The organism is Arthrobacter globiformis (assembly GCF_030818015.1).
Classification (GTDB): Bacteria; Actinomycetota; Actinomycetes; order Actinomycetales; family Micrococcaceae; genus Arthrobacter; species Arthrobacter globiformis_C.
This window is the reverse complement of record NZ_JAUSZX010000001.1, coordinates 1,080,329-1,092,749: the sequence shown is the minus strand read 5'-3', so window position 1 is coordinate 1,092,749 and position 12,421 is coordinate 1,080,329. Positions and strand designations below refer to the sequence as shown.

The 12,421-nt window shown below is 65.7% G+C and carries 13 protein-coding genes; 2 read left to right on the top strand and 11 right to left on the bottom strand.

What is annotated here, in order from left to right; all coding sequences use genetic code 11:
- Positions 1-110: 110 nt before the first annotated feature.
- Genes QFZ23_RS05150 through glgX form a run of 3 tightly spaced genes read right to left on the bottom strand, consistent with a single transcriptional unit; the run spans position 111 to position 3,134 of the window.
- A complete protein-coding gene (locus QFZ23_RS05150) occupies positions 111-467 on the bottom strand; it encodes a barstar family protein (RefSeq protein WP_306921005.1) in 357 nt (118 codons plus the stop codon).
- 4 nt (positions 468-471) lie between these two features.
- Complete coding sequence (locus QFZ23_RS05145) at positions 472-987, bottom strand: ribonuclease domain-containing protein (RefSeq protein WP_306921004.1); 516 nt, start codon at positions 985-987, stop codon at positions 472-474.
- Positions 988-1,004: 17 nt separating this feature from the next.
- The gene (gene glgX / locus QFZ23_RS05140) at positions 1,005-3,134 is read right to left on the bottom strand and encodes a glycogen debranching protein GlgX (protein ID WP_306921001.1); all 2,130 of its coding nucleotides are present in this window, start codon (positions 3,132-3,134) and stop codon (positions 1,005-1,007) included.
- Between the two features lie 113 nt (positions 3,135-3,247).
- On the opposite strand from glgX, the gene QFZ23_RS05135 reads away from it, so the two are divergent.
- The gene (locus QFZ23_RS05135) at positions 3,248-4,057 is read left to right on the top strand and encodes a carbon-nitrogen hydrolase family protein (protein ID WP_306920999.1); all 810 of its coding nucleotides are present in this window, start codon (positions 3,248-3,250) and stop codon (positions 4,055-4,057) included.
- A 192-nt stretch (positions 4,058-4,249) separates the two neighbouring features.
- On the opposite strand, the gene rlmB is transcribed toward QFZ23_RS05135, so the two are convergent.
- From rlmB to QFZ23_RS05105, 6 genes are all read right to left on the bottom strand, one after another.
- Positions 4,250-5,242 carry a 23S rRNA (guanosine(2251)-2'-O)-methyltransferase RlmB gene (gene rlmB, locus QFZ23_RS05130; RefSeq protein WP_306920996.1) on the bottom strand — a complete coding sequence of 331 codons (993 nt, stop codon included), beginning with the start codon at positions 5,240-5,242 and terminating at the stop codon, positions 4,250-4,252.
- 92 nt (positions 5,243-5,334) lie between these two features.
- On the bottom strand, positions 5,335-6,789 hold the full coding sequence (gene cysS / locus QFZ23_RS05125; RefSeq protein ID WP_306920994.1) for a cysteine--tRNA ligase: 1,455 nt from the start codon (positions 6,787-6,789) through the stop codon (positions 5,335-5,337).
- A gap of 32 nt (positions 6,790-6,821) precedes the next feature.
- The gene (locus tag QFZ23_RS05120) at positions 6,822-7,148 is read right to left on the bottom strand and encodes a hypothetical protein (RefSeq protein ID WP_306920992.1); all 327 of its coding nucleotides are present in this window, start codon (positions 7,146-7,148) and stop codon (positions 6,822-6,824) included.
- 100 nt (positions 7,149-7,248) lie between these two features.
- On the bottom strand, positions 7,249-7,761 hold the full coding sequence (ispF, locus tag QFZ23_RS05115) for a 2-C-methyl-D-erythritol 2,4-cyclodiphosphate synthase (protein WP_306920990.1): 513 nt from the start codon (positions 7,759-7,761) through the stop codon (positions 7,249-7,251).
- Positions 7,762-7,784: 23 nt separating this feature from the next.
- Entirely contained in the window at positions 7,785-8,567 is a 783-nt protein-coding gene (gene ispD / locus QFZ23_RS05110) for a 2-C-methyl-D-erythritol 4-phosphate cytidylyltransferase (RefSeq protein WP_306920988.1), read from the bottom strand.
- Positions 8,568-8,742: 175 nt separating this feature from the next.
- On the bottom strand, positions 8,743-9,225 hold the full coding sequence (locus tag QFZ23_RS05105) for a CarD family transcriptional regulator (protein WP_003801164.1): 483 nt from the start codon (positions 9,223-9,225) through the stop codon (positions 8,743-8,745).
- A 326-nt stretch (positions 9,226-9,551) separates the two neighbouring features.
- Between QFZ23_RS05105 and QFZ23_RS05100 the strand changes: the two genes are divergently transcribed.
- Positions 9,552-10,142 (top strand): hypothetical protein, encoded by a 591-nt coding sequence (locus QFZ23_RS05100; protein ID WP_373427845.1) that lies wholly within the window; start codon positions 9,552-9,554, stop codon positions 10,140-10,142.
- Between the two features lie 144 nt (positions 10,143-10,286).
- Here QFZ23_RS05100 and QFZ23_RS05095 read toward each other — a convergent pair whose 3' ends face one another.
- Together QFZ23_RS05095 and QFZ23_RS05090 are read right to left on the bottom strand one after the other, a co-directional pair.
- The gene (locus tag QFZ23_RS05095; RefSeq protein WP_306920982.1) at positions 10,287-10,967 is read right to left on the bottom strand and encodes a response regulator transcription factor; all 681 of its coding nucleotides are present in this window, start codon (positions 10,965-10,967) and stop codon (positions 10,287-10,289) included.
- Positions 10,964-12,250, bottom strand: coding sequence for a sensor histidine kinase (locus tag QFZ23_RS05090; RefSeq protein WP_306926670.1), 1,287 nt, complete (start codon positions 12,248-12,250; stop codon positions 10,964-10,966). The genes QFZ23_RS05095 and QFZ23_RS05090 overlap by 4 nt, the downstream gene beginning before the upstream one ends.
- Between the last annotated feature and the right edge of the window lie 171 nt (positions 12,251-12,421).

Below are 12,421 nucleotides of genomic sequence, written 5' to 3'. Positions count from 1 at the left end.
CGTCCCCCTAGCCTCGCAAGCTCGGCCAGGGAACCCGGACGGCGTGGGCCCAGCTTTGACGCACGCTTCCGGACGCCGGCAGTTGCACCGCCGCTGATCCCGCGGCGCCGCTAGAGGAGCACGGCTATGACTGCGAGATCCTTGCCGGCGTAGGTCTCGGCGTCCTGGAGGATCTCGCAGATGATGCCGAAGGAGCGGTCGCCGCGGAAGGCTGCAGGGACCTGCCAGATCACGGTCAAGGGCTCCGGGCCGTCGTCCGAAATGGCGTCTGCGAAGTCGTGCAGTGAGTCGTTGAGCGCATCGAGGTTCACGCCGAAGTGCTCCGGAAAATCCAGGGCCTCTCCAAAGGCGGCGAGAACGGACTTCCTGGTGTCGGCGGCCGGCACCAGGAGGCTGCGGCGGCCGGCGTCCGCAACCTGCTCGCGGAGTTCCTCGACGGTCCAGGTGTCGCCGGAGTAGATCTTCATGGTGCTACTTGCCCTCTGCTATGAACTTGAACGATCCGTAGTGGTCCGGTGTGTAGTACTTGTCGCCGGCCTGCCCTGCCACGATCCTGCGGGCTCCGCGGTCCGGCTCGCCCGGGGTAGGAACCGTGTACTCCTTGTAGTACCCGCTGGCCTTGCGGGGCAGGATGCGTTCGAAGTTACCGAACGTCACGCCGTCGCGGGTGTACGGGTAAGGGCCGCCCTTCCGGATCAGGGCAAGGGTCCGCCGGCCTTCAGCCGGCAGCTGGGACTCCCGGATAGCGGGGAGGCCGGACGCGTTCGGCACTTCGGTGGCCTTGCCGTCCGGTGACGACGGCGCGGCGGCGGGTGACGACGGCGCGGCGGCGGGTGCCGTCGTCGCAGAGGCGGGTGCCGTCGTCGTCGTTCCCTGCGGTCCCGCGGCGGGCGGCGTGCCGCCCGGTGAGATGAAAAGGTTGAAGACCGCAAGGGCAGCCACGGCAAGCCCCAGAAGCAGCGTTCCTACAGTCCAACGCCTGCGCATGCCTGATTCCCCGTAGTTTATGTGCGGTAGATGTTGATGGTGTAGGCCTGCACTTCGTCACGTTCGCCGGACGCCACGAGGGTGCCCTGGCGCCGGTCGTGCAGCTCGGACGTGGTGAGGCGCAGATCGAACAGCCGCTTGCCGGTGCCGTCGTCGTTGGTGACCTGCGGAAGGGTGACCACGATGTCCTCAGGGCCGCCGTTGACCACGATGAGCCCGGCCACGTGCCCGTCGTCGGAGCCGAGGAGCAGCTGAACCACCCGGTTCCCGTTGTCGTTCCACCGTTCCATGGACATGGGCTGCCCGGTCCGGTCGTACCAGTACAGGGAGGATCGGGCGTCGCGGACCGGATAGTCGTGCGGTTGGGCAGCCAGGAATTCCCGCCGGATCCGGATGACACGCTTGGTGCTGCGGAGCATGGCGTGGGATTCCGGCGTGCTGGTCCAGTCAATCCAGGTGAGCGTGTTGTCCTGGCAGTACGCGTTGTTGTTGCCCTGCTGGGTGCGGCCGAGTTCGTCTCCCGCCGTGATCATGGGGACGCCGATGGAAATCATGAGCGAGGCCATGAGGTTGCGCTGGCTCTGGGCGCGGCGCGTCAGAATGCCCTCGTCCTCGGTCCGCCCTTCGAAGCCATGGTTGTAACTGCGGTTGTCGCCATGCCCGTCCCGGTTCTGTTCCCCGTTCGCTTCGTTGTGCTTGCGGTCGTAGGACACGAGGTCTGTCATCGTGAAGCCGTCGTGGGCGGTAATGTAGTTCAGCGAGGCCATCCGGGAGCGGCCCGACGGCTCGAATAGGCTCGCCGAGCCGGACAGTGCATCGGCCAGCCGGGCTACGGATCCCCCCTGGCCGCCGTTGTCGAGGGCGGCACGGTCCGCCAGCCAGAAGGAGCGCACGGCGTCCCGGTAGTGATCGTTCCAGTCGACCCAACCGCCGGGGAAACGGCCGGTCTGCCAGCCGCCGTAGCCCACGTCCCACGGTTCCGCGATCAGCTTGACGCGGGAGAGCGAGGGATCGGCGGCGACCGCCACGAGGAACGGGTGGTGGGGATCGAACTCGTTGGCTGCATTCCGGCAGAGCGTGACGGCCAGGTCGAAGCGGAAGCCGTCGATATGGAACTCGTCCACCCAGTACCGCAGCGAGTCCAGCACCATCTGGACGACGCGGGGCTCGGCGAAGTTGAGCGTGTTGCCGCAGCCCGTAGTATCGACGTATTTTCCGTGGCCGTCGGTGCGGTAGTACTTCTGCTCTCCCAGCCCCCGAAAGCTTAGGGTGGCCCCGTCCGGCCCGCCTTCGGCCGTGTGGTTGTAGACGACGTCGAGGATGACCTCGATGCCGGCTGCATGCAGCACCTTGACCATTCCCTTGAATTCATCCTGGACGGCCTGCGGTCCGGCTTCCTGCGCGGACTCGGTGGCGTACGCCGGGTGCGGGGCGAAGAACGCCGCCGTGTTGTAGCCCCAATAGTTGGTGAGGCCGAGGTTCTGGAGGTGGGGCTCGTCCAGATGGAAATGCACCGGCAGCAGCTGCAGGGCGGTGATGCCAAGACCTGTGAGGTGTTCGATCATCGCGGGATGGGCCATGCCGGCATACGTGCCGCGCAGCGCCTGGGGGATGTCTGGATGGAGCATGCTCTGTCCGCGGACGTGTGCCTCGTAGATGATGGTGTTGCGCCACGGAGTATTTGGCTTCTCGTCCGTGGCCCAGTCGAAGTCGGAAGAAATCCTGACGCTGGTCAGGAAGCCGTGGCGTTCATCCACTGCCCGGCCGTAGGGGTCCAGCAACAGCGGTTGCCGGCTGCCGTCGTCATCAAAATCAACGGAGGGGACCGCCAGCGGCAGCACCTCTTCGCCCTTCGCTGCGGCTTCGCCCCGGGGAGCTGCAAGGAAGCCGTACCGGGATCCCACGGGGAAACCGTCGACCACCCCGTGGTGGACACCGTTCGTGAGGCTGGACAGGGTCTGAAGCCGCCAACTCTGGCCGGGCGCCTGATAGGCCACCTCAAGCGTCGTGATGCCGGGAGCGTACACGGCGACGTTTGCACGGCTGCCTGATGTACCCCCCGGACCTTGGCGCGCTTCGCTGACCCCGAGGGGAAAGGCCTGGGAGTCATCCACCGTCAGGGCTGTGTCTAAAAGGGGCATTACCATCAATTAAAGCTTAGCCGTCACGTCCAAATCGCTGATCTTCTCCCGCGAGTTGCGCGTGGGCAATTGTGGTGGCACTGCTGACCGCTGTTGAGACGCACCGACTGGAGGTTTTCGTGAAGATTGCATTGGCCCAGATCATCACCGGAAGGGACGTGGCCGGGAACCTCACCGTGGTCGAAGAATGCGCCCGCCGCGCCAAGGACGGCGGCGCCGAGATCGTCGTTTTCCCCGAGGCCACCATGCGCGCTTTCGGCAACTCGCTGCTGGACATCGCCGAGCCTTTGGACGGCCCCTGGGCCAGCCGCGTCCGCTCGATTGCCGGCGAGTTGGGGATCGTGATTGTTGCCGGGATGTTCACCCCGGGTTCATCGCCATCCGAGGGGCAGACGAAAGTCCGCAACACGCTGCTGGTGACCGGCCCGGGCGTGGACGCCAGCTACGACAAGGTGCACTTGTTCGACGCCTTCGGATTCCTGGAGTCCGACACCGTGGACGCCGGCACCGGCCCTGTAACGTTCGACGTCGGCGACCTCACCTTTGGTCTGGCCACCTGCTACGACATCCGTTTCCCGGCCCTCTTCACGGCCAATGCCGATCGCGGAGCGGTCGCCAACATCGTCTGTGCTTCCTGGGGTTCGGGCCCCGGCAAGGTGGACCAGTGGCAACTCCTGGCCCGGGCCCGCGCCGTGGACACCACCACGTACGTCCTCGCCTGCGGTCAGGGCGACCCCGCCACGCAGGGCATCGAGCCCCGCGGCGCAGCGCCCACGGGCGTCGGACACAGCGCCGTCGTCTCACCTTTCGGCGAGGTGCTCCAGGAGCTCGACGGCGCCCCCGGCCTCCTGTTCGCCGACCTGGACCCCGATCTGGTCAAGGAAGCCCGCACCAAACTCCCAGTCCTGGCCAACCGCCGGGAATTCTAGAAAAACGCTTCCTCAGCTCTCGTCGCCCAAAACGGAACGCTCGCGCAGATCCTGCAGTAAAAGCGCAAATGCTTCCGCACCTAGGTGCGGAAGCATTTGCCGTGTCGCTGCGAAAGCCGAGGAAGCGTTCCCGATTTTCTTGCGAAAGCCGAGGAAGCGTCTGGGGTCTCGACGGGAAGGGTCCCCGTGGGCTTACTTGACGGAGCGCTGGCGGGAGACCTCGTAGAGCGAGATGCCGACGGCCATGGAAGCGTTCAGGGATTCCATGGCGGAGTCGATCGGGATGGAGACGATCTGGTCGCAGTTTTCCCGGACGAGGCGGCTGAGGCCCTTGCCTTCGGAGCCGACCACGATGCAGACGGGTTCGGTGGCGAGCGTCAGGTCCGGCAGCGAGACGTCGCCGTCGCCGTCGAGCCCCAGCACGAAGATGCCCATGTTCTTGAACTGCTTCAGGGCGTTGTTCAGGTTCGAGGCACGGGCCACGGGCACGCGGACGGCCGCCCCGGCGCTGGTCTTCCAGGCTGCGGCGGTGACGCCCACGGAGCGGCGCTCCGGGACAATGACGCCGTGGCCGCTGAATGCGGACACCGAGCGGATGATGGCGCCCAGGTTGCGGGGATCCGTAATGCCGTCGAGGGCGACAAAGAGGGGTGCGTTCGCGACATGTCCCTTCTTCCAGCGTTCCACGGTCTGTTCAGCGAGATCGTAGGCGTCCTGGTATTCGTACGGCGGGATCTGCAGCACGAGGCCCTGGTGCACGGCGTCGTCGGTCATCCGGTCGAGCTCAGGCTTGCCGGTTTCCAGCAGCGGGATGCCGCGTTCGGCAGCGAGTTTGAGGGATTCCTTGACGCGGTCGTCCATCTCGATGCGGATGGCCACGTGCAGTGCCTTCGCCGGGATCCCGGCCCGGAGCGCCTCCACGACAGAGTTGCGGCCCGTGACCACTTCCTCGGTGGCACGGCCCTTCGGGCCCGACCGGGCACCGGCGCTGCGGCCGCCGCCGGAGCGCTTGGCCTCGGAGCGCTCGGAGAGCTGCTTGTTCTTGTAGGCCTTGTGATACGGGCGGTCTTCGGCCTTGGGGGTTGGCCCCTTGCCTTCGAGTGCCTTGCGGCCGTGGCCACCGGTTCCGGTGGTGGGGCCCTTCTTGAGCTTGCGGATTGCGCCCGGGCGACCGTTGTTGGCCATGAGTTCCACCCTTGGTTGTGTTGAGTACGTCTGCACTCCAGTCTACTGACTGGCGTTAAATCGTTAACCGGACGGCCCAGGAGCCGCGAAGGCTAGCCGCGCTGCAGGCTCCACGTGGCGCCGTCGGCGTTGTCCTCCACCAGGACGCCGGCCGCCGCGAGGGTGTCCCGGATGGCGTCCGAGGCAGCCCAGTCTTTTCTTGAGCGGGCTTCGGCGCGGGCAGCGAGCTGCGCTTCAATCAACGTGCCGAGGGCACTGGTGGCCTGGTCGTCGACGGCCGGCTGCGCGGCGGCGCTGATGCCCAGGACCCTGAGCATGTCGGTCACGCTGGCCAGCGCCTGCCGGGCAGCCGCGAGGTCGCCATCGGTGAGCGCTGAGTTTCCAGCGCGGACCGTGTCGTGCAGCACCGCGAGGGCCTGCGGCACGTTGAGGTCGTCATCCATCGCAGCGGCGAACGCCTCAGGAACGGTGCCGTGGCTGTCAAACAGCAGGGCACCGTCGGAGGACAGCGCCCGGACGGCGCGGGCCACGAAGCCGTCAATGCGCTCGACGGCGGCAGCGGCCTCCTGCAGCGACGTCGGCTGGTAGTCCAGCACCGAGCGGTACTGTGCTTGGCCCAGGTAGTATCGGACGACCCGCGGCGGCGCGAGCTCCAGCATCTCCGCCGGGCTGACCGTGTTGCCGACGGACTTCGACATTTTTTCGCCCTGGTACGTGACCATGCCGTTGTGCATCCAGAAGTTCGCGAAGCCGTGGCCGGCCGCCTGGGATTGCGCCATCTCGTTTTCGTGGTGCGGGAACCGCAGGTCGAGGCCGCCGCCGTGGATGTCGAATTCGGTGCCGAGGTATTTAGTGACCATCGCCGAGCATTCGAGGTGCCAGCCCGGGCGGCCGGGGCCCCACGGCGACACCCAGCTCGCCGTCGTCGGCTCCCCCTCTTTATGGCCCTTCCAGAGGGCGAAGTCACGAGGGTCTTTTTTGCCGCGCGGGTCGGCGTCGGCGGCGCCCTGCATGTCATCGATCTTCTGGCGCGTCAGTGCGCCGTACTTGTTCCAGGAGCGCACGTCGAAGTAGACGTCCCCCGAGCCGTCGAGGGCAGGGTACGCGTGGCCGCGGTCGATCAGCTGCTGGATGAGGGCGTGCATCTCGGGGATGTGACCCGTCGCCCGGGGTTCGTAGGTGGGCCGGGAGACTCCGAGGGTGTCGTAGGCCTTGAGGAACTCCTGCTCATACCGGTAGGCCAGAGCCCACCATTCCTCCTCCGGCACGGAGCCGGGCTCCTGCTCGAAATCCGGGTGGAACGAGGCCTCGGACTTGGCGAGGATCTTGTCGTCGATGTCGGTGACGTTACGGACCACGGTGACGCGGAAGCCGCGGTACTCAAGCCAGCGGGTGAGCTGGTCGAAGGCGATCGCGGAGCGGATGTGTCCCACGTGCGGCATGCCCTGCACCGTGGCGCCGCAGTAGTACAGGCTTACCTTGCCCGGTACCAGGGGAACGAAGTCACGGACTTCGGCGGATGCAGTGTCGTAAAAGCGCAGGGTCACCGCTCCAGATTAGCCGATGCCAATGTCCCCGCTTACCTGCAGACCTCGCCGATCCTGTTGTTCTGCTTGGCGAGTTCCGCCGTCTGCTCTGCGCTCTTGTTTCCCAGCGACGTGCCTGCCACCTGCTTCATGATGTCGGCCATCTTCTGGATGGGGTCGGCGACGTCCTGGGCCACCTTGTCGGCGACCTCCTGGTAGTGCTTGGCGATCTGGTCGGCCTGCTGCTGCTGGTTGCCCGTGGGCTTGAACGTGTCTCCCTGCAGGAACTTGCAGCTCTCCTCGACGCTCATGCGGGGGCTGCCGGCACAGCCGGCCAGAAGCATCCCTGCGATCACGACAGCGGGAAGCAACTTTTTCACGGCGGGTCTCCTGGGATTGCGGTACTCGTGCTTATTCCAGCCTAGGCGATTTGGCGGTGGGGGCGGACAGCCGCCCTGCGGGCCGGTTACATCGGAGCAGCTACGCCGCCGGGTAGACCAGGGCCGTGGCCACAGCGGAAATGCCTTCGCCGCGGCCGGTGAAGCCGAGGCCGTCGCTGGTGGTGGCGGTGACGCTGACCGGGGCGTCCGCGGCCCCGGTGAGAACTCGCTGGGATTCTTCCCTGCGCGGCCCAAACTTGGGCCGGTTGCCTACGAACTGCACCGCGATATTGCCGATCTCGAAGCCTGCTGCCCGGACGATCCGGGCTGCTTCGGCCAGCAGCGTGACTCCGGAGGCCCCGGCGAACTCGGGCCGGTCTGTCCCGAAGTGGGTGCCCAGATCCCCGATCCCGCATGCAGAGAACAGCGCGTCGGCTGCGGCGTGCGCCACGGGATCGCCGTCAGAATGGCCGGCGAGGCCCCGCTCCCCCTCCCAGAAAAGCCCGCCCAGCCAGAGCGGCCGCGGGTCGCTGTCCGGGGCAAAGGCGTGCACGTCGATGCCGATGCCTGTCCGTGGCAGGAGCACGGAGGTCCGCGAAGCGTTGTCTGTCATGGCGCCTTTCGTCATGTGGTTGATCAGCCTTCCACCCAACGGGCGCCGAGGGGGCCTTCGAGCAGACCCTCGGCGATGATGAGGTCCAGCGGCGTGGTGATTTTCAGGGACTGGCTGGCCCCGCGGACGGCATGCACTGGCACCCCGAGAAGCTCAACCAGCATGGCGTCGTCGGTAACCGCGGCGGCTTGGCGCTCATCGAAGCCCGAGGCTGCCTCGTGTGCCTGCCGCAGAACGGAGAGCTTGAACCCCTGCGGGGTCTGGACCGCCCGGAGCTCCTCCCGTGGGGCGGTTCCCGTGACGAGTTCAGGTGCGATGTCCGTGGCCGGCCCCTCGGTGGCGGTGACCGTTTTGACCGTGTCCACCACCGGAATTACCGGAATCACTGCTTCGGCGCCGGCGGCCAGCGCCTGGGTCACGCGGTGGAAGACCTGCTCCGGCGTCAGCGCACGTGCTGCGTCATGGACCAGGACCGCTTCGGTGCCGTCCTCCACGGCGGCCAGTGCAGCGCGGACGGAATCCGCCCGGGAGGCTCCGCCGTCGACCATGGTCACGAGCGGGCCGCCGTCCACCAGCTCCACCCGGAAGTCCTCGCAGAGCCGGCGAAGCCTCTCTTCCCCTGACGGAAGCGCGATGCACACCTGGCTGGCAATGCCTGCCGCGACGATCCCGCGGAGCGCATGCATGAGGATCGGTTCACCGCCCAGCGGCACGGCGGCCTTCGGCATGCCATACCCCAACCTCTGCCCGGAACCGGCGGCGACGAGGATCACGGCGGTCACAGGGCGCTTGGGTGCAGTGTTCATGCGCTCTAGCCTACGTCCCTGCCTCACTCCCCCTCCATCTCCCAACTCAGTAGCAGCTGCGGGCGTTCTCAGCGCTGGGAACACCACGAGCTGCTACCTGCATGGGGATTTGGGCTGGCTAATTTTGGGCAAGAAGAAACCCCGGCGGCACCGTGCGACCGGGGTTCAATTCTTGTTAGGAAGCCAAGACCTCGTCGAGAACGCTCGCGGCCTTCTCTTCGTCGGTCTTTTCAGCCAGAGCCAATTCAGAAATCAGAATCTGCCGGGCCTTGGCCAGCATTCGCTTCTCGCCTGCGGAAAGGCCGCGGTCGTGATCCCGGCGCCACAGGTCGCGGACGACCTCTGCAACCTTGATGACGTCACCGGAAGCAAGCTTCTCCAGATTTGCCTTGTAACGACGCGACCAGTTGGTGGGCTCCTCAGTGAACTCGGCACGGAGCACGTCAAACACGTGCTCCAAACCGTCTTTGCCCACTACGTCGCGAACCCCAACAAGGTCAACGTTCTCTGCTGGAACTTCAATGGTCAGATCACCCTGAGCCACCTTGAGCTTGAGATACATCTTCTCTTCGCCCTTGACAGTGCGCATCTTGATCTCTTCAATTTTTGCTGCACCGTGGTGAGGGTAAACTACTGTCTCGCCGACCTCAAAAACCATGTGGACTTTCCCCTTTCCCGCAGACCAGTCTATCACGATTAAGGCATATGACTGGCGTGGATACGGCCCGAGAACCCCGTAAATCCGCGGAAAATGGCCCAAATCAGCCCCTCAGACCCCTTGACGAATGCGAACAATAGTGCATCGCATGCAGGCCCACAAGCGTTACGCGCGGGTAGTTGCGGGTCTCCGAAGACGGCCCTGGGACCCCCATAAATCGCGGCGGAGGGGCCAGTCATGTGGAGGGGCCGAATCCTTGTTTGACCGTCTTTGCCGATAGGCTATGCCTGAAAACTGTTTCAAAGACTTTTCGAGGAGTGCGTGACGTGCGTTTCACTGCGATGAACCGGGGCCAGAGCGGCAAGATGGCAATGGCGGCAGCCGCCCTGAGCGTCGGTCTGCTGGCCCTGACGGGCTGCGGCTACGTTAACGCCCAGCAGACCTCTCACCAGTACGCCGCCTCCGACGGAACCCGTGCCGAAGTCGGACCGGTCCAGCTGCGCAACATGCTGATCGTTTCCGCCGGCGAAAACCAGCCGGGCCGCGTCATCGGTGCCGTCTACAACTCCTCGTCGAAGGACGTCAAGGTCACACTCAAGGGTGCCGAAGGCGCGCAAACTGAAGTTTCAGTCAAGCAGAACGCCTACACCATGCTGAACCAGTCCGCGGACGCAGCCATCCTGAGCACGTCCGGCGGCAAACCCGGATCCCTCGTTGACGTCCAGGTGACCGAGGACGGCACCCACGTCAACAAGACCGTGAAGATTCCTGTGGTGGACGGCACGCTGAAGGAATACGCCGCCTACCTGCCGGGCGGCACGCCCAGCGAGTCCGCAACGCCGAGCGAGTCCGCAACGCCGGGTGAGACCGCAACGCCGAACGAGTCTGCCTCAGCCACGCCCACCGAAAGCCACTAAGAGCGCAGCCAACAGGGCAGCGACACAAGGAGGAGGGGTTCCCGGCCGGGAACCCCTCCTTCTTGTGTCATCGGTGTCTTGTGTTGTCGGTGCCTTGTATTGTCGGGGCCCGGCACGGCAGCTCCCCCGGCGGGCCGCCACCTTCTACGGCTCGAACTTGTAGCCCAGTCCGCGCACGGTGACGAGGTACCGCGGCAAAGACGGGTCGGGCTCGATCTTGCTGCGCAGGCGCTTCACGTGGACATCGAGCGTTTTCGTGTCGCCCACATAGTCGGAGCCCCAGACCCGGTCAATCAGCTGGCCGCGGGTCAGTACGCGGCCGGAGTTGCGCAGCAGCATCTCCAGCAGTTCAAACTCCTTCAGCGGCAGCGACACCTGCTCGCCGTCGACACTCACCACGTGCCTCTCGATGTCCATCCGCACCGGACCGGCATGGACGGTGGATGAGATGAGTTCCTCCGGTTCGCCCTGGCGGCGCAGCACCGCGCGCACACGGGCCACCAGCTCACGGGAGGAGTAGGGCTTGGTGACGTAGTCGTCTGCGCCCAGCTCAAGCCCGACGACCTTGTCGATCTCGCTGTCCTTGGCGGTCAGCATGATGACGGGAACAGTGGAGCGCTGCCGAAGCTGCCGGCAGACCTCCGTGCCGGACTGTCCCGGCAGCTGCAGGTCGAGCAGCACCAGGTCCGCCCCGTTGCGGTCGAATTCCGTGATGGCGTCGAGGCCATTGTCCACGACCTCCACTTCGAACCCTTCCTTGCCCAGGAGATAGGACAGGGGATCGCTGAACGACTCCTCGTCCTCGACAATAAGAATCCTGCTCAAGCGTTAGCTCCTCGTTCGTGGACGCCGGCGGCGTCGTGTGGTTCCTTGGCCTGTTGCGGCCGGTCAGGCTGGCCCTGCGGTGAGGCGTGCGCCAGCGCTTTGGCTTCTCTGGCGGCGCGGGCATCCCCGGTGCGGGGGCACGGTTCCGGTGCGACCTCCTCGTCCTGCCCTTCCATCTCCGGCAGCCGGAGGGTGAACGTGGAGCCTTGCCCGGGCTGGGACCAGAGAGTGACTTCACCGCCGTGGTTGGAAACAACGTGCTTGACGATGCTCAGGCCCAGACCGGTTCCGCCGGTGTGGCGGGACCGGGCCGCATCCACCCGGTAGAAGCGCTCGAACACCCGTTCCTGATCCTCGGGTGACAGGCCTTCGCCCTGGTCTGTCACAGAGACGGAAACCAGACCTTCCTTGGACCGCACGCCGATGCCTACCCGGGTGTTTTCCGGCGAGTACCGGATCGCGTTGTCGATGAGGTTCCGCAGCGCCGTGACCAGCAGATCCTGGTCACCGTAGACCTTGGCCTCAGCGCGGCCGCCAATGACGATCTGGATGTTCTTGCTCTCGGCGGGCAGCTGCGACCGGTCCACCGCTTCGGAGATCACGTCGTTGATATCCACGGGGTGCCCCTGCTGCGCCACGTTCGCGCCCTGCAGCCGGGACAGCTCAATGATGTCCTGCACCAGCGCGGCGAGGCGGGCCGACTCCTTGTGCATGCGTTTCGCGAAGCGGCGGACGGCATCCTCGTCGTCCGCCGACGACTCCAGCGCTTCAGCCAGCAGCGAGATGGCGCCCACCGGGGTCTTCAGTTCGTGGGATACGTTGGCCACGAAGTCGTTGCGGATCTCCTCGGTCCGGGTGATCTCGGTGCGGTCATCGGCCAGCAGGACAATGTATTCCTCACCCAGCATTGCTGCCCGGACCTGCACGATGATGGTTCCCTGGCCGAGCGGCCCCCGGGGCAGTTCAAGCTGCCGCTCCAGAATGACGCCGTCGCGCCGGACGTTCGCCGTCATTTCCAGCAGTTCGCGGTGCACCACAGTGTGGCCGCGAACCAGGCCGTAGGCGTAGGCCGCCGGGCTTGCCCGGACGACGCCATCGATTGCGTCCACCACCACGAACGCCTGCCCGACGACGGCGAGGACTTCCGCGGAGCCCTGGGGCAGCGCCGGTTCGTCGTACTCGATGTCCACGAGCTCGCGCTGCTTCTCGCTGGCACGGAAGGCGAGCACGCCAAAGACGCCGAACGACAGGCCCAGCAGGCCGGCGATGACACCTAGGAGCATTGGATCCACGCCTCCAGCTTATGCTTCCGGGAAGCCCCAAAATCCGATAAACGGCCCACGCGGTGCGGGTTCAGCTAACGTTCATCTTGAGATGTGTAACAGTTCACCGAACACTGGAAGAGTGTGCGGTTGGACTGCCGGAACGGTGACACGAAATTCTGACCGCCGCGG